The 19,208-nt window shown below is 63.7% G+C and carries 15 protein-coding genes; 6 read left to right on the top strand and 9 right to left on the bottom strand.

Annotation, left to right across the window (positions count from 1 at the left end):
- Positions 1-152 precede the first annotated feature (152 nt).
- The 3 genes from G3N95_RS23160 to G3N95_RS23150 form a co-directional block, all read right to left on the bottom strand.
- Positions 153-935, bottom strand: coding sequence for a fimbria/pilus periplasmic chaperone (locus G3N95_RS23160; protein WP_205972400.1), 783 nt, complete (start codon positions 933-935; stop codon positions 153-155).
- 187 nt (positions 936-1,122) lie between these two features.
- Positions 1,123-1,632: a spore coat U domain-containing protein gene (locus G3N95_RS23155; RefSeq protein ID WP_205972399.1), complete on the bottom strand. Its 510-nt coding sequence runs from the start codon at positions 1,630-1,632 to the stop codon at positions 1,123-1,125.
- Between the two features lie 174 nt (positions 1,633-1,806).
- Positions 1,807-2,130, bottom strand: a complete 324-nt coding sequence (locus G3N95_RS23150; protein WP_205972398.1) for a hypothetical protein — start codon at positions 2,128-2,130, stop codon at positions 1,807-1,809.
- 218 nt (positions 2,131-2,348) lie between these two features.
- On the opposite strand from G3N95_RS23150, the gene G3N95_RS23145 reads away from it, so the two are divergent.
- From G3N95_RS23145 to G3N95_RS23135, 3 genes are all read left to right on the top strand, one after another.
- The gene (locus G3N95_RS23145) at positions 2,349-2,972 is read left to right on the top strand and encodes a DUF2239 family protein (protein WP_205972397.1); all 624 of its coding nucleotides are present in this window, start codon (positions 2,349-2,351) and stop codon (positions 2,970-2,972) included.
- A gap of 349 nt (positions 2,973-3,321) precedes the next feature.
- Positions 3,322-4,872, top strand: coding sequence for a methyl-accepting chemotaxis protein (locus G3N95_RS23140; RefSeq protein WP_205972406.1), 1,551 nt, complete (start codon positions 3,322-3,324; stop codon positions 4,870-4,872).
- 175 nt (positions 4,873-5,047) lie between these two features.
- Entirely contained in the window at positions 5,048-6,355 is a 1,308-nt protein-coding gene (locus G3N95_RS23135; RefSeq protein ID WP_205972396.1) for a solute carrier family 23 protein, read from the top strand.
- Positions 6,356-6,413: 58 nt separating this feature from the next.
- Here G3N95_RS23135 and G3N95_RS23130 read toward each other — a convergent pair whose 3' ends face one another.
- The gene (locus G3N95_RS23130; RefSeq protein ID WP_205972395.1) at positions 6,414-8,078 is read right to left on the bottom strand and encodes a Na+/H+ antiporter; all 1,665 of its coding nucleotides are present in this window, start codon (positions 8,076-8,078) and stop codon (positions 6,414-6,416) included.
- A 386-nt stretch (positions 8,079-8,464) separates the two neighbouring features.
- Here G3N95_RS23130 and G3N95_RS23125 point away from each other — a divergent pair, with 386 nt between their 5' ends.
- Positions 8,465-9,739 (top strand): EAL domain-containing protein, encoded by a 1,275-nt coding sequence (locus tag G3N95_RS23125; RefSeq protein ID WP_205972394.1) that lies wholly within the window; start codon positions 8,465-8,467, stop codon positions 9,737-9,739.
- A 43-nt stretch (positions 9,740-9,782) separates the two neighbouring features.
- Complete coding sequence (locus tag G3N95_RS23120; protein ID WP_205972393.1) at positions 9,783-10,472, top strand: copper homeostasis protein CutC; 690 nt, start codon at positions 9,783-9,785, stop codon at positions 10,470-10,472.
- A 714-nt stretch (positions 10,473-11,186) separates the two neighbouring features.
- On the opposite strand, the gene G3N95_RS23115 is transcribed toward G3N95_RS23120, so the two are convergent.
- Entirely contained in the window at positions 11,187-14,777 is a 3,591-nt protein-coding gene (locus G3N95_RS23115; protein ID WP_205972392.1) for an indolepyruvate ferredoxin oxidoreductase family protein, read from the bottom strand.
- A gap of 1,053 nt (positions 14,778-15,830) precedes the next feature.
- Between G3N95_RS23115 and G3N95_RS23110 the strand changes: the two genes are divergently transcribed.
- Complete coding sequence (locus G3N95_RS23110; protein WP_205972391.1) at positions 15,831-16,448, top strand: glutathione S-transferase; 618 nt, start codon at positions 15,831-15,833, stop codon at positions 16,446-16,448.
- A gap of 27 nt (positions 16,449-16,475) precedes the next feature.
- Here G3N95_RS23110 and G3N95_RS23105 read toward each other — a convergent pair whose 3' ends face one another.
- The 4 genes from G3N95_RS23105 to G3N95_RS23090 all read right to left on the bottom strand — a co-directional run bounded on the left by G3N95_RS23105 (position 16,476) and on the right by G3N95_RS23090 (position 19,206).
- Entirely contained in the window at positions 16,476-17,417 is a 942-nt protein-coding gene (locus tag G3N95_RS23105; RefSeq protein WP_205972390.1) for an ion channel, read from the bottom strand.
- A 143-nt stretch (positions 17,418-17,560) separates the two neighbouring features.
- On the bottom strand, positions 17,561-17,806 hold the full coding sequence (locus tag G3N95_RS23100; protein ID WP_205972389.1) for a hypothetical protein: 246 nt from the start codon (positions 17,804-17,806) through the stop codon (positions 17,561-17,563).
- A gap of 89 nt (positions 17,807-17,895) precedes the next feature.
- Positions 17,896-18,117, bottom strand: coding sequence for a hypothetical protein (locus tag G3N95_RS23095; RefSeq protein WP_041763198.1), 222 nt, complete (start codon positions 18,115-18,117; stop codon positions 17,896-17,898).
- A gap of 162 nt (positions 18,118-18,279) precedes the next feature.
- Entirely contained in the window at positions 18,280-19,206 is a 927-nt protein-coding gene (locus tag G3N95_RS23090) for a carbohydrate kinase (RefSeq protein WP_205972388.1), read from the bottom strand.
- Positions 19,207-19,208 lie beyond the last annotated feature (2 nt).

The following is a 19,208-nucleotide window of genomic DNA, read 5'->3' as shown; positions in this document are numbered from 1 at the left end:
GGGGCGCGCTCAGCGCGACGCCTGTCGACAGGCCGTCGGGGGGCGCGCTCCACGCGGGCGCGCACAGCAGCGGCCATGCGATGCCCGTACAGGCGCTGTAAATCGCAGCGTGGATTGCACTGTGCCTGCGGCGGCATGGCATCGATCCACCGTTAGCGCGCAGGCGTGCTGTCGCCAGGCGCCGGGGCGGCGTGCGCGCGCCCGTCGGATTCCACGCGCAGTTGCGCTGTCACCGGCTGACCGTTTACGACGGCCGACAGCGTCGCCTCGCGTGCATCGGCGGGCGCGTGCGCGACGGGCCAGCGGCGCGTCGCGTGCGGCAGCGCGTAGCCGAGCAGGCCGGGAGACAGTTGCGTCGACTGACCGTCGCGCCAGGTCAGCTTCACCTTGCTCAGTTGCGCGTGTGTCGCGTCGCGATTCACCGCGCGCAGCATCAGGATGGGCACCGCTGCGGACGATGCCGCTGCGGCCGCATCCGGCACAGCCCGTTCGAGCGCGAATTGAAGCGCTGGCGGCTTGCCGTCGATCGGCGCGCCGACGAACACGGGCACCGAGTAGCGCAACTGCATCCGTACGCCGGTCGCGTCGGTGCTCTGGCCGTTCGGAATCTCGTCGATCAGCAGGCGATACGTTTCCTCGCCGCTCACTTCGCCTTTCGCGACGCGCAGAATGCGCACCGTCTGATCCGCACCCGGCGCGACCTGGACGATGGGCGGACTCGCGACGATGTCGTCGGTGCGTTCCAGGTGATCTGCGTCGTCGGTCTGACTCCAGGTGAATACGCGGACCTGGGCATTGAGCGGCGTCGTGCCGACGTTGTGCAGCGTTAGGACGGCTGCGGGACGGTCCGCGGCGAGGTCGAGCCGGATGGGCGTCACCTGCAGCGCGGCGGCGTGCGCGTGGTTCGCATGCAGGACATTGATACAGCCGAGCATGGCGACAACCGATGCAGCGCGAGCCGAAGCGCGCTGCGCGCGAAGCGTTGTACGTGGAGGCGCGTCGGCCGACGTCGAAGCGACGAGATGCCGTGTGCCTCGTGCGGCCTCGGCCTGCACCCCGACGCGGCGCAAAACGCTCCCCGCGAGCCGCCGAACGGCCCGTTTGAACGACACGGTCATCACGTCAGAAGGTGACGGTCGCGGTGACGGTCGACGTGTAGGTGCCTGCCGCCGGCGTGTTCTGCGGCGCGACTCGTCCGTACACGGTCAGCGTCTGAGCGGCGCCTGTGCCCGTGCCGGCGGCCGTGTCGGTGCCGACTGTTTGTCCCCACGCTAGCGAGCGCGCGGAGTCGCGATAGAGCTGGAACGCGACCGTCGGCACGGGCGTGCCCGTTCCGCCGAGCAGCCGGTTGGCAACCGTCGAACCCGTCACGGAGCCCGCATCGAGTCCGACGGTGTACGGCGCGCCATTGGAGCACGTGACCGTCAGCGTACTGGTCTGGTCGATGTTGGCGGCGATCACACCGGACGTGCCGAAGTTGAGATTCGTCGCTGCGATCTGGCAGTCGGTCTGCAGGGTCAGCGTGACGGTGAAGGTGGTCTGACGGGTCGCGGCATACGCGTTGAAGGGGGCGATGGGTGCGGCAGCCAACGCGACGGACAGACAGGGAACAATCAGTTTGCGCCAGCGCATCGGAGATCTCCTCAAAGCCCTCGAGCGCATCCGGCGCTTTTTTAGGGCGACGATCCGATTATGGTGCGGCGATCGGCTGCGTTTGTAACTATTTGTTAGAGTTGGCTGAAAACCTGGACAAAACGATGCCGCACGCATCCTTCGTCGCACATTCTGCGTATTTTATGCGATTTGTTAGAACGCAATTTCTACCGGCGTATTGCGCGCAGTGGCGGCAAAAACAGCATGTCCCTGGGCATCCGGGCTCGCGAAGTAGTTGCCCTGATAGACGCGAAACGGCGCATCCGCCGAACAGGCGACCTGCGGTTGCGGGGCGTCGGTATTCAGCGTGCAGACGTCGCGAATGGTGAGCGAAATCTGGATCTGGCCGCTGACGGTTGTGGCGTGCGCGGTCTTCTCGACGGCAACGGGCGACAAGCAAAACAGCGCGGCGAGAGCGAGCGCGCCCAGACGTCCCGTCAACGGTGACGGCCGACGCGGATGCCGATGGATGAACATGAAAACAACCCCGTACAGATGATGCGGCGACGGTCTGTGACGAAAATTTCGTGGTCGCGGCCTTTGCTTCTGTTAACGGCAATGCCTGCTGGGTTTTGAGGTTTCAGCCGACGCACGGCTGATCGTACGCATTGATATTTTTACCCGGGGAGTATTGCAGTTTTTATTTATACCCGGATAAAATGTGCGCATCGACTTCACACGATGCGAGGCATCACATGACCCAATCCAACACCTGCACCGCTTTCGAAGGCGTTCGATGCCTTGCGTCAGGCGCATTGAAAGAGGTGGCATTGGCCGTCAAAGCCGCCACGGCGCGCGACAGCGGCGCGTCCGTTCTGATCTTCGACGATCAGACCAGCCGCGTAATAGAACTCGACTTGCGAGGCTCCGCGAGCGAGGTGCTGGCGAGGCTCGCAGCGCAGGAAACTACCGACACGCGGGCGCCCGAACCTGCTGGCGACGCGGCTTCGGCATCGCGTGGCCGTGGCCGTCCGAAGCTCGGCGTCGTCGCGCGCGAGGTCACGCTGTTGCCGAGGCATTGGGAATGGCTGAACGAGCAGTCGGGCGGGGCGTCGGTCGCGCTGCGCAAGCTGGTCGACGCGGCGCGCAACGCAAGCGAAGGAAAGGACCGCGTGAGACAGGCACAGGAAGCGGCGTATCGCTTCATGACGACGATGGCGGGCGATCTGGCCGGCTACGAAGAAGCGACACGCGCGCTATATGCAAACGACGCGGCGCGCTTCGAGTCGATGACGGACGCGTGGCCCGTCGACGTGCGCGATCATGCGCGCAAGCTGGCGAAGCGCTCGCTCGATGCGGACGTCGCAGCGAACGTCTGATGCATCACCACAAAACCGTCAGGCGAAAAAAATCCGCTCACGCCGGGGAGCATGAGCGGAAAGTCGGAGAGTTACAACATCGCTTGCGCTACTCAATCGGGGTCACGCAGCCCTTGCAGTGTAAGGATGGGGACATAGGTTCCGATATCAGATAACTCCCAAAGCGCGCGGCGCGCGTGAGTCCGCATGATCCCGCAGCCCGCCGCCACACCTCGCGCAAACCCTCATGCCGGCTGGCTTATGCCCGGCATCCATTCATCAAGTCCGCATAACGGGCGCCGTAAAGCATTGCAGCTTGCCGGCCCGCATTGCCCGCCCATCCGGCTGATGAACTGTCGAGGATCGCATGATGAAGTGGTTTGACCGCATGTCCGTCTGGAAGAAGCTGCTGATCGCGTTTGCCGTCGTGATCGGCTTTGGAGTCGCCGTTGGCGCGGCGGGGTTGTCGGCGCTGGCGTCGATGCACGGCATCACGGAAGAGATTTCGAGCCGCCATATGGACGGCCTCTACTGGATGGAAGAGGCGAACCGCTACAAGATCGACACCGATCTCGACGCGGCGAATCTCGGCTACGCGCCTGACAAAGCCGCGCGCAACAAGCTCAAGGACGATATCGTCGCGTCGCTGAAGAACATGCACGACGCGTACGGTCGTTATCGCGCGACGATCGCAGGCACCGACGGTCAATTGCTCTATGACGACGTGTTGCGCAAGACCGCCGCGTGGGAAGCCATCGTGCATCAGCAGATCGGTTTGCAGCCGGTTCCCGCGGGCGTCGACAACGCCGAACTGGTGCGCCGCGCGATCGCCGCGAGCGAGACGCTGCGCGACGGGATCGTCGTGCTGATCGATTATCGGCGCAAGCAGGCGAACGCCGCGCAGCACGAAGCCGGCGCGGAATACGCGAGCATGCGGGTGGTGCTGTCGCTGCTGGTGCTGGCGTCGATGGTGGTGGGCACGGCGTTCGCGTGGCTGATCGCGCGACGCCTGACGCGTCAGCTTGGCGGCGAGCCTGGCTACGCGATGCAGATCGCGAGCCGGATCGCGGCGGGCGATCTCGCCGTGCGCGTCGACACGAAACCCGGCGACACCACGAGTCTGTTGCACGCGCTCGCCAACATGCGCGCGCAGCTGGCCGCGATCGTCGGCAAGATCAGCGAATCGAGCGAATCGATCCTGCTCGCATCGGGCGAGATCGAACAGGGCAACACGGACCTGTCGCAGCGCACCGAGGAGCAGGCCGCGTCGCTGGAAGAAACGGCGTCGAGCATGGAGCAATTGACGGCGACCGTCCGCCAGAACGCCGACAACGCGCAGCAGGCGGGCGGCGTCGCGCGCGGCGCGTCGGAAGTGGCGTTGCGCGGCAGCGGACTTGTCGGCGACGTGGTCGAGACGATGCGCGAACTCGCGTCTGGTTCGAAGCGGATGACGGACATCATCGGCGTGATCGAAACCATCGCGTTTCAGACCAATATCCTCGCGCTGAACGCAGCCGTCGAAGCGGCGCGTGCAGGCGAGCAGGGGCGCGGTTTCGCCGTCGTCGCAGGTGAAGTGCGCGCGCTTGCGCAGCGCAGCGCGGTATCGGCGAAAGAGATCAAGGAGCTGATCGAAAGCTCGACGTCGCGCGTCGACAGCGGCGCGGTGCTCGCCGAGCGCGCGGGCCGCACGATGGCGGAAGTCACGCAGGCCGTGCAGCGGATGACGGACCTCATGGGTGAGATTTCGGCGGCATCGAGCGAGCAGAGCACGGGCATCGAACAGGTGAACCGCGCCGTCGCGCAGATGGACGAAGTCACGCAGCAGAACGCCGCGCTCGTCGAGCAGGCTGCTGCGGCGGCAGGCGCGATGGCCGATCAGGCGCGCGATCTGAAGACGGCCGTGGCGGTGTTTTCGCTTTGATACAACAGTGCGGCGACGCGAGCCGCGCGCAGCGTTTTGCGCGGCTTGTCAGCGCCAGGCGCTCTCCGTACACTCGCGCGTAGTTCAAGAATCCCATCCTGGACCGCGCCGCCACGCGATGCACCCACGCGGCGCTTCCAGACAAGATCTACGCCAATAGAGGAGAACCCCCGCGATGGCCGATTCCTATTTCCCGCGCTGGCGGGTCCAGCCCAAAAGCGACGAAGGGCGCGTCGTCAATATCGACGAGCGCCTGCCCGGGCCGCAAATGTTCGCAATGGGCATCCAGCACGTCGTCGCGATGTTCGGCTCGACGGTGCTCGCGCCGTTGCTGATGGGCTTCGATCCCAATCTGTGCATCTTCATGTCGGGCATCGGCACGCTGCTGTTCTTCGTGCTGGTCGGCGGCCGCGTACCGAGCTATCTCGGTTCGAGTTTCGCGTTCATCGGGCTCGTGATCGCGATCACCGGTTACACGGGGCACGGACCGAACATGAACATACCCGTCGCGCTCGGCGGGATCATCGCGTGTGGCGTGGCCTACGTCATCATTGGGCTGATCGTGTCGGCCGTCGGCACGGGCTGGATCGAAACGCTGATGCCGCCCGTCGTGACGGGCTCGATCGTCGCGGTGATCGGCCTGAATCTCGCTCCGATCGCCGTCAAGGGCGTGAGCGGCAGCGCGTTCGATTCGTACATGGCCCTCGTCACGGTACTGTGCGTCGGCGCCGTCGCGGTGTTCGCGCACGGCATGCTGCAGCGTCTCTTGATTCTCGTCGGCCTGCTGATCGCGTACGCGATCTACGCGGTCATCACGAACGGCATGGGCATGGGCAAGCCGATCGACTTTTCGATCGTCGCGAACGCGCCGTGGTTCGGCATGCCGCATTTCATGGCGCCCGTCTTCAACGGTCAGGCGATGGCGCTGCTCGCGCCCGTCGCGGTGATCCTCGTCGCGGAGAATCTCGGCCACATCAAGGCTGTGAGCGCGATGACGGGACAGAACCTCGACGGCTACATCGGCCGCGCGTTCATCGGCGACGGTCTGGCGACCGTCCTCTCCGGTTTCGCGGGCGGCACGGGTGTGACGACGTACGCGGAAAACATCGGCGTGATGGCCGTCACGAAGATCTACTCGACGCTCGTGTTCGTGATCGCTGCGCTGATCGCGCTGGTGCTCGGCTTCTCGCCGAAGTTCGGTGCGGTGATCCAGACGATTCCGGGTCCGGTGCTGGGCGGCGTGTCGATCGTCGTGTTCGGTCTGATTGCGGTGACGGGCGCGCGCATCTGGGTCGTCAACAAGGTCAACTTCTCGGACAACCGCAACCTGATCGTTGCCGCCGTGACGCTCGTGCTCGGTGCGGGCGACTTCTCGCTGAAATTCGGCGGCTTCGCATTGGGCGGCATCGGAACCGCGACGTTCGGCGCGATCATTCTGTACGCGTTGCTGCGTCGGAGAGGTCCGCAGGAGCCGGCTGTCTGATGCAACGGCACGCATGAAACGAAAACGGGCGCCATCGCGGCGCCCGTTTTTTTCGCTTCTACTTCTTTCCTTTACCGCGCGTCTGCAGCGCGGTTTCCGACAGATCCACTTCACGCATCAGCTTGTTCAGCGTGTCGTCGTTGATCAGCTGACTGCCGCGCAGTTCAAGCAGCGTCGAGCGTTCGGCACGCATCGCCGCGAGCTTCATCTGAAACTCCAGCGCCTCGCTGCGCCGCGCGCTTTGCGCGGGCTCGATATCGTCGTCGAGCGTCGCGAGACGGCGGCGGTAGATGTCCATCACGCGCGCCGTCACATCGGCGGCATGCGCGGACTCGGCTTCATCGCATTGGGCCGTCGCCGTTTCGTGAAAGTCGTCGATGGCGCGAATCGCGGCCTGCGCCGACTGGATGCGTGCCGTGCGCTCTTCGGCGGCATGCGGATCGGGGCGGCGGCGCGCGCCGTTCATCAGCAGCGGCAAGCCGACCACGGCGACGAACAGCGACAGCAGAATCACGCCCGACGCGATGAAGATGGCAACATCGCGTCCCGGCAGCGGCTGTCCGTTCGACAGCGCGACGGGCAGCGACAGCACGCCCGCGAGCGTCACTGCGCCGCGCACGCCGGCGATCGTCGTCATCGACACGGTGCGCAGACCGGGCACCGCATTCGCGACGCCGTGCTTCGCCGCGCCGCGGCTCGCGAACCAGCGCAGCAGCCAGACCCACACGAAGCGCAGCGCATACAGCGCGAGCGCGACGGCCGCGACGTAGAAGATCAGCCGCAATTCCGAGCCGCTGGCTTGCTCGTGCGCATCGAGCAGCGCGCGGCCGATGATGTGCGGAAACTGCAAGCCGAGCAGAATGAACACCATGCCGTTGAAGACGAACTCGATCATCGTCCACGTGACGCTCGCGCGCACGCGCGCCGATGCGGGGCTTGTGCGCGCGAAGCTCGACGAGTTCATCGTCATGCCCGCGGCGACGGCAGCGAGAATGCCCGAGAACCCGAAGTGCTCGGCGAACAGATAAGCGGCGAACGGAATCAGCATCGTCATCACGACGCCGGGCGCGGGGTCGCCTTCTTCCGTGAGGTTGAGAAAGCGCGTCGATGCGAAGCTGAAGAGCCAGGCGACGGCGGCACCCGTCGCGAGTCCGCCGAGCGCGATGATCACGAAGCTCACCGATGCATCGCGCAACGAGAACACGCCCGTCAACGCAGCCGCGACGGCGAACTTCAGCGCGACGAGGCCCGATGCGTCGTTCATCAGCGCTTCGCCTTCGAGGATATGCATCAGGTGGTCGGGCAGCCGGTTGCGGCCCGCGATGCCGGACAGCGCGACAGCGTCCGTCGGCGACAGCACGGCGGCGAGCGCGAAGGCGACGGGCAGTGAGATCGACGGCACGATTGCGTGAATGAAGTAGCCGACGGCGACGACCGTCAGGAACACGAGACCGAGCGCGAGCATCAGGATCGCGCGGCGCTGCATGTAGAACTCGCGTTTGGGGATGCGCCAGCCATCCGCGAACAGTAGCGGCGGGATGAACAACATCATGAAGAGTTCGGGGTCGAACGTCACATGCAGGCCGAGATGCGGCCATGCGAGCAACGCGCCGAACGCGATCTGCACGAGCGGCAGCGGCAGCTTGAGGGGCACCAGCCGCACCATGACGCCCGAAGCGGCGACGGCGAGCAGCAGGATCAAAACGGTGAAAATGATATCCATCGGAAGCGGGGTGTGGGGAAACAGACAGCGGCGCGCGACGGGAAGGACGACCCTCGGGACGCTACCTCGCGCGACATGAAAGCGCCGCGTCTGGAAAGACGATGCGGCGCGTCGGTCAGCCCGAAGTGTAGCCCGATCGGATGACATCGCGCTTCGAAGGCTGCAAGTCGTCTGAAAGCAGTTGCACCGTTGCGGTGCGTGTCACGCCCTTGCGCGAAGCATGTGCTGCGCGCGCGGTGCAATGTCAGATGCAGTTTTCGGTTATAGGTGCGTCGCCGTGCGCATGGAGCTTGCTTGAGAGGAGGCAACAACGCACATTCCGAGGACGGCCGCGGCTCTTTCGCATTCGCGACGCGCGCGCCGTGACTCTTGCGTCAGAGGATTGCATGACCATCGCGCAACAGGAAAAAACAGCGGTGCCGCACGGCTTCGAACTCAGCATGACTTCGGGCCTGCAGCGCTATTCGGTGCAACACGGCGACCTGACGCTCACGAGCGTCTTCCAGCCGATATTCAGCCTGTCGCACATGCGTGCCGTGGGTTATGAAGGCTTGTTGCGCGCGCATGACCCGTTCGACCGCGCCGTGTCGCCCGTCGATGTGTTCGGCCACGCTGCGCGCGTCGGCGATGTGCTGCATGTCGACCGGCTCGCGCAGTCGCTGCATCTCGAGAATTTCAAGGTGCTCGGCGCGGAGCGCGAGTGGCTGTTCCTGAACGTCCATCCGGGTGTGCTGATCGACTCGTATCATTCGGCGGCGCTGCTCGCGAATTTGCGGCGCCTGAATCTGTCGCCGCGGCGCATCGTGCTCGAAGTCCTCGAACAGAGCGCGGAAGATATCGAACGTCTTGCCGACGCCGTGCGCCAGTTCCGCGAGCGCGGCTTTCTGATCGCACTCGACGACTTCGGCGCGGGGCATTCGAATATCGAACGCATCTGGCAACTGAATCCCGATATCGTGAAGCTCGATCGCATCATGCTGTCGCACGCGGCGCATCGTGCGGATGTCGCGTCGATCCTGCCGGGGCTCGTCGCGTTGCTGCACGAGGCGGGCAAGCTGGTGCTGATCGAAGGTGTCGAGACGGAGCACGAAGCGCACATGGCGATGGAGTGCAATGTCGATTTCGTGCAGGGCTTTTTCTTTGGACGTCCGCATCCGGGTCTCGCGGACGCGGCGCACGCGGCCGCCTGCATTGGCGAGCTGACCGAGCGTTATCAGACGCAGACGGAACAGCGCGAGCGGCGCAACGCATCGCGGCTTGCGCCGTACATTCGCGCGTTCGAGCGCGCGGCGGAACGGCTTGCCGCGGGCGAACTGCTCGACGAAGTGTGCTGGAATTTCCTTGCACTCGATCACGCGGCGCGCTGCTATCTGCTCGACGAAAAAGGCCGGCAGGCGGGACGCAACGTGGTGCTGCGCGCGGACCGCGCATCGCACGAAACGCGCTTCCTGCCGCTGTCCGATGCGCAGGGCGCGAACTGGCTGCGCCGTCCGTATTTCCGCGCGGCGATCGAGGCACCCGAACGCGTGCATGTGACGCGGCCTTATCTGTCGATCAACGAAGCGGTGCCGTGTGTGACGTTGTCGGTGGCGACGCAGATCGGCAATCGAATGTGCGTGCTGTGCGGCGATATCGACTGGTTCGAGGAGCCGCACTTCTGAGATCATGTCCGTCATGTTCTTCTTGACGACGTGACTCTCAGACATGCGAAACGAACGGGTATTGCTCGAAGTGATCGCGACGACGGTCGCCGATGCGAAGGCTGCCGCGCGTGGCGGCGCGGATCGGCTCGAACTGATCACGGCGATGGGCGAGGGCGGACTGACGCCGAGCATCGGCATGATCGAGGCCGTCGTGGCGGCCGTGCCGATTCCCGTGAACGTGATTGTGCGGCCGCATAGCCGGTCTTTCGTCTATGACGACGAGGACTTTGCTGTGATTCTGCGCGACGTGCGCGCGGCTAAGGCGGCGGGTGCCAATGCTGCGGTGTTCGGGATGTTGACTGCGTCGCATGAGGTTGATCGTGAGGCTTTGCTGCGCGTTGTCGATGCTGCTGATGGGATGCCTGTTACGTTTCATCGTGCGTTCGATGAGTCGCGCGATTTGCGCGAGGCTTTGGATGTTCTGCTTGAGGTCGATGGGGTTACGAATGTTTTGACTTCCGGTGGGAAACCTTCTGTGCTCGATGCTGTTGGTGAGATTCAATGTCTTGTTGCGCAAGCGGCGCGATCTGCATGTACGGTTTTGGCGGGCGCCGGGTTGACCGTTGATCGTGTTGCCGGGTTTGTTCACGCTGCGCGCGTGAGGGCCGTGCATTTTGGGTCTGGTGTGCGGAGTGATTTTCTTGTCGCAGAGGACAAGGTCAGGCTCGTGCGTGGGTTGTTGGATGCGTGATGGTGTATGCGGTTTTTTTTGCTGGCATCCGCGGTTTGCTTCTGGTTTGCTGGTGTTGCCCCTGTGCGGGGCGGCACTTACTTTCTTTGCCGCCGCAAAGAAAGTAAGCAAAGAAAGCGGGCTCACACCGCCAGTGCTAGTTGTTGCCTGCGGGCCCCCATCAGTTCCTACGCTTGACGCGGCAACGCACTTGTTTGCGCCCGTTGCCAGCGTGCTACCTGCACGCATCACCCACTCCACACTCCCGCGACGCGGACCGCGTTACCAGACGTTCACCGCCGCCCAGGTGGCAAACGGTGTGTAGGCCGTCGCGATGGAAGTGCACCACTCCGGACTGAAAAGCGGATCGGTGTCGTAGGATCGCCAACGCATGCGATGCGACAACCTACACACAGTTTGCCACCTGGGCGGCGCAGGCGATTTGCTGCCGCTGGCTATGCCACGGGTGACTGGAGCGGGTGATGCGCCGGTTCGAGGCGCTGGCAACGGGCGCAAGACGACGTGTTACCGTGTGGAGTGCGGGACCCGTAGGGGGCCCGCAGGCAAGCACCAGAGCTAGCGGTGTGAGCGGCTTTCTTTTGCCTACTTTTCTTTGCCGCTGCAAAGAAAAGTAGGTGCCGCCCCGCACAGGGGCAACGCTAGCGAACCAGAGACACAACACGGATGCCAACGAAAGGGCAAAAACTCGCGACTGCGTCGCAGACAAAAAAAAGGTCACTTGGCAACAACAACAGGAATCCCCCGCAACGTCCCGAGTCCTTTAGCTTCCTGAAGCGCTTCGTTGACAAAACGGCCGGTCGCAGCATCGACATGCAAAGCCGCTGCAATCGCCCGCTCGCTGCGCTTAACAGCAGCCAGATTAGCGAGCTTCACATGCCCATACCCCCGTACCCGCGAGTGCAACTCAGCCAGCCTGACGACATCATCAGCAGTGACATTGTTCAGAACAGAAAACGCACGCTGCATCGTCACCTCATAGTCGGCGGACAATTCACGCTCCATGCGCCGCTCGACAGTGCGGCCAAACGGATCGAGCATCGTGCCGCGCAAACCGCGCCACTTCGCCATCACACCGAACACGGGCCACATCCATTGGCCGAACGTTTTCTTCTGCGGCTTCGCGCCGTGCTTCGCGCGTGAAATCGTCGGCGGCGCGAGATTGAACTTCACGCCGAAGTCCTTGCCCGCAACACCTTCGAATTGCGCTTCAAGCGCTTCACGAAACGCGGGGTCGCTATGAAGACGCGCGACTTCGTATTCGTCCTTCACCGCGAGCAGTCGATAAAACGTCGTCGCCACCGCGCGGCTCAAGCGCTCATCGGCTGCACCATCGAGCTTGCGCTCCGCCTGACGTGCCGCATCGATCAACGCACGATAGCGCTTCACATAAGCAGCACCGCCATAGGCCTGAAGACGCGCCTCGCGATCCGCAACCAACGCATCGAGCGATTCCAGCGATACAGCAGGCTGAACCGCGTGACGCTGCGTCCACAGCACTTCGAGCCCGGCGGGATCGGCAGCCGCCATGCGACCAATCGAAAACGCGAGCTGGTTCATCTGCACCGCGACGTTGTTCAGTTCGATCGCGCGCATCATCGCCGCGAACGACACGGGCACGAGACCCAACTGCCATGCGAAGCCCAGCATCAGAATATTCGCGCCGATCGTGTCGCCGAGGAAACGGGTCGCAAGCGCCTGCGCATCGCACGACGACATGAACTCTTCGCCCGCTGCGTGACGCATCTTGTCGAGCAGCGCGTCAGCGTGAAGATCCGCGTCCGGGTTCTGCACGAACGACGCGTTCGGAATCGCATGCGTGTTCACGACGATGCGCGTGCGGCCGTGACGCACCGTCTGCAACGCATCCGCGCTCGCACCGACCACCATGTCGCACGCGAGCAGCACGTCGGCCTGCTGCGTGTCGATACGCACCTGATTGAGCCACTCGTCGCGCGCGGCGAAACGCACGAACGACAGCACCGAGCCGCCCTTCTGCGCAAAGCCCATGAAATCGAGCACGGACGCACTCTTGCCCTCCAGATGCGCCGCCATGCTGATCAGTGCGCCGACCGTCACGACGCCCGTGCCGCCCACGCCCGTCACGAGGATGTCGTACGGCGCAGCGTCGAGCTGTGTCGTCGGCAACGGCAGCGCGTCGACGCGTGTGGCGAGTGCGGCTGCATCGAATGCGACGCCCGCTGCCTTCTTGAGCTTGCCGCCTTCGATCGTCACGAAGCTCGGGCAGAAGCCGTTCACGCACGAATAATCCTTGTTGCACGACGACTGATCGATGCGGCGCTTGCGGCCCAGCGGCGTTTCAACGGGTTCGACGGACAGACAGTTCGACTGCACGCCGCAATCGCCGCATCCTTCGCACACTTCCACGTTGATGAAGAGGCGCTTGTCCGGGTCGGGAAATTCGCCTTTCTTGCGGCGGCGGCGCTTTTCGGCGGCGCAGGTCTGGTCGTAGATCAGCACCGTCACACCGTCGATATCGCGCAACTCGCGCTGCACCTTGTCGAGTTCGCTGCGGTGATGGAACGTCGTGCCTTTCGGGAACTGGCCATGATGGCCGTCGTATTTCTCGGGCTCGTCGCTGACTACGACGAAATGCGACACGCCTTCCGCTTCGACCTGTCGCGCGATTTGCGGCACGGAGATGCTGCCGTCCACCGGCTGGCCGCCCGTCATCGCGACGGCGTCGTTGTAGAGAATCTTGTAGGTGATCGTCGCCTTGGCCGCGACGGCCTGGCGGATCGCGAGAATGCCGGAATGGAAGTACGTGCCGTCGCCGAGATTCTGGAACACGTGGCGCGTTTTCGTGAACATCGAATGCGCGGCCCAGTCGACGCCTTCTCCGCCCATCTGGATCAGGCCCGTTGTGTCGCGCTCCATCCACGACGCCATGAAGTGACAGCCGATGCCCGCCTGCGCGATCGAACCTTCCGGCACTTTCGTCGACGTGTTGTGCGGGCAGCCCGAGCAGAAGTAGGGCGTGCGCTTCACGGCATCGGCGGCATTCGAGAGGATTTGCGGCGCGACGAGATCGACCACGCGCTCGCGACGATCGAGCGCGGGTTTGTGCTTCGCGAGCCAGTTTGCGAACACGGGCAGGATGCGCGACGGCCGCAGTTCGCCGAGCGACGACAGCAGCATCGAACCGTCTTCCGCGTGCTTGCCGACGATCGCGGGCCGCGCGCCTTGCGTGCGGTTGTACAGATAGTCCTTGACCTGCTGCTCGATGACGGGGCCTTTTTCCTCGATCACGAGCACTTCGGAGAGCCCGGAGACGAATGCATCGATACGCGTCATTTCGAGTGGGAACGACAGGCCCACCTTGTAGATGCGCACGCCCGCCTGCTCCAGATCAGCGACGGTGAGATCGAGACGGCGCAGCGCTTCCATCAGATCGAGATGCGCCTTGCCGCACGTGATGATGCCGACATTCGCGTGCGGGCTCGGCGCGATCCATTTGTCGATGCTGTTGACGCGTGCGAAGTGGCGTACGGCATCGAGCTTAGCGTGCAGGCGTTGTTCGATCGACAGGCTCGGCAGATCGGGCCAGCGGTTGTGCAGGCCACCGGCGGGCGCTTCGAAGCCTTCGGGCGTTGGCCATTGCGTTTGCAGCGCGTCGAGATCGACGGTCGAACCGGACTCGACCGTTTCCGAAATCGCCTTGAAGCCGACCCACGCACCCGAGTAGCGCGACAGCGCCCAGCCGTAGAGGCCGAACTCGAGCATGTCCGCGACGTTCGACGGATTCACGACGGGCATGTGCCACGCGATCATCGCGAAGTCGCTCTGATGCGGCATTGACGACGACACGCAGCCGTGATCGTCGCCTGCGACGACCAGCACGCCGCCATGCTGCGACGAGCCGTACGCGTTGCCATGTTTGAGCGCGTCGCCCGCGCGGTCGACGCCGGGACCTTTGCCGTACCACATCGCATAGACGCCATCGACGGTGCGTTCGGGGTCCGCTTCGACGCGTTGCGTGCCGAGCACGGCGGTGCCGCCGAGTTCTTCGTTGATCGCGGGGAGGAAGCGGACGTCGTTCGCGTCGAGCAGTTTCTTTGCTTTCCACAATTGCTGGTCGACCATGCCGAGGGGCGAACCGCGATAACCGCTGATGAAACCGGCCGTGTTGAGGCCGAGTGCCTTGTCGAGTTGCCGTTGCATCAGCGCGAGGCGCACGAGCGCCTGCGTGCCCGTCAGGAAGATGCGGCCGCGCGTGGCAGTGAGGTTGTCGGAGAGGCGGTAATCGGCGAGTGCGGGGGTGCCGTCGATGGGCAGACGAGCGGTCATTGTGGAGTCTCCTGGTTTTTGCTTTTCGGGCTGTTGCGTGCCGCGGGCCCGCGTTCGCTGCGAAAGAGACTCCATTCTTTCGCGTCAATTAGAGTAGAAGTTCACTAAATTGGCCTGCTGTTCCATTCGGTGCGAAAGGTTTTGCGCGGATATCCGCGTGTGTGAGGGTTTTTTCGCTTGTCCGTGCGGGTGGTTCTCCGCTGGCGGTGCCTTACCGGTTCGGTTTCTTTTGCTGGCATCCGCGGTTTGCTTCTGGTTTGCTGGCGTTGCCTTACCGGTTCGGTTTCTTTTGCTGGCATCCGCGATTTGCTTCTGGTTTGCTGGCGTTGCCCCTGTGCGGGGCGGCACTTACTTTCTTTGCCGCCGCAAAGAAAGTAAGCAAAGAAAGCGGGCTCACACCGCCAGCCCGTGTGATTGCCCAGGAGGCACATCGTCCCCGTCGTTCGCGCGGCAACGCACTAATCCATGCTCGTCGCCAGCGTGCTAAATCACGCATCACCCACTTCACACCCCCGCGTCGCGGACTGCGTTACCAGCCGTCCACCGCCGCCCAGGTGGCAAACTGTGTGTAGGCCGTCGCAATGGAAGTGCACCACTCCGGACTAAAAAGCGGGATCGGTGTCGTAGAAGCGCTAACGCGAAAGGTGCGACAACCTACACACAGTTTGCCACCTGGGCGGCGCGGACGATTCGCCGCCGCTGGCTGCGCTACGGGTGATTGGAGCGGGTGATGCGCCGGTTCAAGGCGTTGGCAACGGGCGCAAAACAATGTGTTGTGGTGAGAAGGACGGGGACGTTGTGTTTCCTGGGCAATCACACGGGCTGGCGGGGTGAGCCCGCTTTCTTTGCTTACTTTCTTTGCGGCGGCAAAGAAAGTAAGTGCCGCCCCGCACAGGGGCAACACCAGCAAACCAGAAGCAAAACGCGGATGCCAGCGAAAAAAACCCGAACGAGGTAAGGCGCCGCCAGCAAAAAAAATCCAACACCATCAGCCCAAAATGTAGGCTACCCTAAACCCACAGTCATCCCAGCGCCGAACGGCACCCCCCAACGATGAAACTGTACTACTGGCCCAAAACCCGAGCATTCCGCGCCCTTTGGATGCTCGAAGAAGCATCCGTCCACTACGAGTTGGCCCACGTGAACATCCGCGCCGGCGAGCAGGACACCACCAACTTCCATCACATCAACCCGATGTGCAAGCTTCCCGCGCTCGACGACGACGGCGTTCAGGTCGCCGAGTCTGGCGCAGTGCTCCTATATCTCGCCGACCGTTTCCCGGAAGCCAATCTCGGCGCGCCAGTCGGCGACCCGCTCCGTGGACGTTTCCTGCAATGGCTGTTCTTCACGCCAGGCTGTCTCGAACCCGCGATGGCCGAGAAGTTGACAGGCGCGTCGGGCAATTCGTTCAGCTTCGGCTGGGGCAATCTCGAACGCGTGAAAGCCGCCATCGATATGGCGCTCGACGAAGGCGAATGGCTCCTCGGCGAACGCTTCTCGGCCGCCGATCTGCTGCTCGCGGGCACGCTGCAAATCGCGTTCGTCGCGAAGCTGCTGGAGCCGTCGGGACGCATCGGCGAATATGTTGAGAGGGCGATCTCGCGTGATGCTCACACGCGCGCAATGGCCATCGAGCAACGCGAAATCGAAACGTTGCATTTGAAGCACTAAGCGCCGCGCCGGGCCACGGCGCGATCCTCACCCCGTCGGCGCCTGCTGCAGTTCGTGCGGCTGCAGCGGCTCGACGTCGTCGAAATGCGTGTAGTCGATGTGGCTCACGCCATTCTCTTCACGAATCAGATCGACGAAGCGGTGCTGCCAGCGAATGTCGTCGCTCGGCCACGAAAAACGCGCCTGCATCGTCTGCGACGTGTTTTCGTCGGAGCCTTCTATTGTGAGCAGTAACGACGCGTCCAGTGCGTAGAGACTCTCCGCCGTCTCTCCGAACAGCGGGCTGGCTTCATCGATCACGTGCATCAGGTTCCAGCCGAGATAGAACATCGGCTGCTGATCGCGTACGAGCTTGAGGTCGTAGATCTTGCGCAGCACGTAGCCCTCCGTCGAGCGCTCGACGCGCATCAAGCGCAGCCGCGCACGCGCCTCGACGATCACGTTTTGCCGAGCGTTCGCGGTTCGCACCATCAGCGTGGTCTGTCCGTCGATCGGGCGCACGATCGCGAAGCGCGAGAACATGATCTTGGCGCGTGGCCTGGAAAAGCGCGCGAAGATCAGACCGGTGGCAAGCGCAATCCCAGACATGCCGACGAAAATCTCGAGCGTCGCGACGAGATGCCCATATAGCGTCTGCGGATGCATGTCGCCATAGCCGACCGTCGCAAGCGTTTCGACGCTGAAGAAGAAAGCGCCCGCAAAGCCCCTCGGATTCTGATTGGCGATCGAGGCACCGCCCAGTTCGTAGAGCGACGCGAAAACCGAGTTCAGCACGAGAAACAGGAACGCGAGCGAACTGAAGAACACCGGCCAACTGATCGTCAGCGCGCGGTGATAAAGATCCTGCCACATGCGCAGCGGCAAGCCGTGCGCAATGACCGTATGCGAGCGGACGCGAATCTTCCGGTCGAGCAGGCGGCCTGTGCGCGCGGGGTGATCGCCGCTGGATTCGGGGGGAGTCGCGCTCATTGTTTTTCTGTTCCGCTGACGAGTGTGTCGCGCAGCGTCGCGGCGCGAAAAAATAGCCAACGTCGCCCGCTGCGGCGTGTAGTGTAGCGCGGCAGTCTGCCTACGGGCGGCGAGGCGTCATGTTCAGCGACGCCGTCGTTCGCTCAAGGAAACGCGCGCGGCTTCGGCACGCCTGCGCCGTGCTCGATATCGGCGACAGCCTGCTGATGTGCCGTCTCGACAGCTTCGGCTTCTGTCGCAAAGCCCGCGTCGCCGCCGACGGTTGTCCAGCGCTGCACGGGATGATCGCGATGCCGGATCTCGTACTCCGCATCCCATCGAGCGCCTTGCAATTCGAGCGGTCGCACGTGGATTGCGTACACGCCATAAAGAAAGAGCGGTTCTGCCATGATCGCCTCCGCCTGTTCAGCTTGAAAAGGTCGTAGGCGCGGCGCGCGGCGGACGCGCCACGTCTGCTTCAACGCAAAAAAACCGAAGCCTATAGTTCGATCTCGCCGAGGATTCTGTGAGCCAGCGCTTTCGCTTCTTCGAGCGCTTCGTCGGCCGTCGCCGAAGTGGCTTCGACTTCGTAGACCGTGTCCTCTGTCTCGTCGCCTTCGTCGCGCGAAAGCGCAACGACGCCCTGATACTGCCCGCCATCTACCGGGCGGATGGTCGCAGTCGCCGTATAGAGACCTTTGGTGTAGGTGACGTCCTCCATGATGCATCTCTCCTGCAAGGGGGAGATTCCATCCTAGCACGCGATTTCGACGCTCACATGTCGGTGCCTCGAGTCGCTTTCATTGCGCATGCCGGCGCGTTCGCCGGCCGTCGCGAGAGGTCGAAGCTGCCGGGCGGGCGCTTGCGCCGGCAACTTTTTCCGTCAATCCTGCAGCAACGAGACGACCTCGTCGAGCGTCGGCGAGTGCGCGCCCGAATGGCGGCACGCGGCGGCGCCCGCCGCCAGCGAGAACGCCAGATGCTCTTCCCACTTGCGCTGCGGCGCCGTCATCAGGCTGAACAGCAGCCCGCCGATCGATGCATCGCCCGCGCCGACCGTATCCGCGACAGCAACGCGCGGCGGCTTTGCTTCGATGATGCGATCGCCGTCGATCAGCGTCGCCGTTTCCGAGCCGCGCGTGACGAGCACGATCGCCTTCGGATTCATCGCACGCAGTTGCGCGAGCGCGGCCGCTTCATCGGCGCCCTTGAACAGCATGCGCAGGTCTTCGTCCGATACCTTGATCAGATCGGCGAGTCCAGCCATCTGGCGCAGCGTCGGCTCGTAGCCGTGCGCCATCAGGTTGCGGTAGTTCGGATCGAAGCTGATCTTCACGCCGCGTGCGCGCAGTTCGGCGGCGAGCCTCGCGAGCGTCGTGCCGAGCGGCTGGCGCACGAGGCTGATGCAGCCGAAGTGAGCCCACTTCACATGCGACATCCAGCCTTCCGGCAGCTTCGACGGATCGAAGGCGAGGTCCGCGCTGTTGTCGCCCATGAAGAAGTACGCGGGGGGATGCGTCTGATGCACGACGGCAAGCAGCGGCGCGCGCTCGACACGCTGCATGAAACGCATGTCGAGACCGGCGGCGACACTCGCATTCCACAGGTCGTCAGAGAAATTGTCGACGCCGAGCGAGCCGGCGCAGGCCGTCGGCAGGCCCAGCCGCGCGACCGCGCGCGCGACGTTCCAGCCCGCCCCGCCCGGCACCGATAGCCAGCTTGAAGGACCCGTGCGGACGAGATCGGTGAGGATGTCGCCGGCGGAAACGAAATCGGGAAACGTAGTGGAAGATTCAGCGCTCGCGCTCATGA

This window comes from Paraburkholderia sp. Tr-20389 (assembly GCF_017104565.1).
In the GTDB taxonomy this organism is placed as follows: Bacteria; Pseudomonadota; Gammaproteobacteria; order Burkholderiales; family Burkholderiaceae; genus Paraburkholderia.
This window is presented reverse-complemented; position numbering and strand designations above follow the sequence as displayed.

Excerpts from the sequence above, each read along its gene's own strand:
- G3N95_RS23160 (WP_205972400.1), bottom strand. The coding sequence starts at position 935 with ATGCTCGGCTGTATCAATGTCCTGCATGCGAACCACGCGCACGCCGCC.
- G3N95_RS23155 (WP_205972399.1), bottom strand. The coding sequence starts at position 1,632 with ATGCGCTGGCGCAAACTGATTGTTCCCTGTCTGTCCGTCGCGTTGGCT.
- G3N95_RS23150 (WP_205972398.1), bottom strand. The coding sequence starts at position 2,130 with ATGTTCATCCATCGGCATCCGCGTCGGCCGTCACCGTTGACGGGACGT.
- G3N95_RS23145 (WP_205972397.1), top strand. The coding sequence starts at position 2,349 with ATGACCCAATCCAACACCTGCACCGCTTTCGAAGGCGTTCGATGCCTT.
- G3N95_RS23140 (WP_205972406.1), top strand. The coding sequence starts at position 3,322 with ATGAAGTGGTTTGACCGCATGTCCGTCTGGAAGAAGCTGCTGATCGCG.
- G3N95_RS23135 (WP_205972396.1), top strand. The coding sequence starts at position 5,048 with ATGGCCGATTCCTATTTCCCGCGCTGGCGGGTCCAGCCCAAAAGCGAC.
- G3N95_RS23130 (WP_205972395.1), bottom strand. The coding sequence starts at position 8,078 with ATGGATATCATTTTCACCGTTTTGATCCTGCTGCTCGCCGTCGCCGCT.
- G3N95_RS23125 (WP_205972394.1), top strand. The coding sequence starts at position 8,465 with ATGACCATCGCGCAACAGGAAAAAACAGCGGTGCCGCACGGCTTCGAA.
- G3N95_RS23120 (WP_205972393.1), top strand. The coding sequence starts at position 9,783 with ATGCGAAACGAACGGGTATTGCTCGAAGTGATCGCGACGACGGTCGCC.
- G3N95_RS23115 (WP_205972392.1), bottom strand. The coding sequence starts at position 14,777 with ATGACCGCTCGTCTGCCCATCGACGGCACCCCCGCACTCGCCGATTAC.
- G3N95_RS23110 (WP_205972391.1), top strand. The coding sequence starts at position 15,831 with ATGAAACTGTACTACTGGCCCAAAACCCGAGCATTCCGCGCCCTTTGG.
- G3N95_RS23105 (WP_205972390.1), bottom strand. The coding sequence starts at position 17,417 with ATGAGCGCGACTCCCCCCGAATCCAGCGGCGATCACCCCGCGCGCACA.
- G3N95_RS23100 (WP_205972389.1), bottom strand. The coding sequence starts at position 17,806 with ATGGCAGAACCGCTCTTTCTTTATGGCGTGTACGCAATCCACGTGCGA.
- G3N95_RS23095 (WP_041763198.1), bottom strand. The coding sequence starts at position 18,117 with ATGGAGGACGTCACCTACACCAAAGGTCTCTATACGGCGACTGCGACC.
- G3N95_RS23090 (WP_205972388.1), bottom strand. The coding sequence starts at position 19,206 with ATGAGCGCGAGCGCTGAATCTTCCACTACGTTTCCCGATTTCGTTTCC.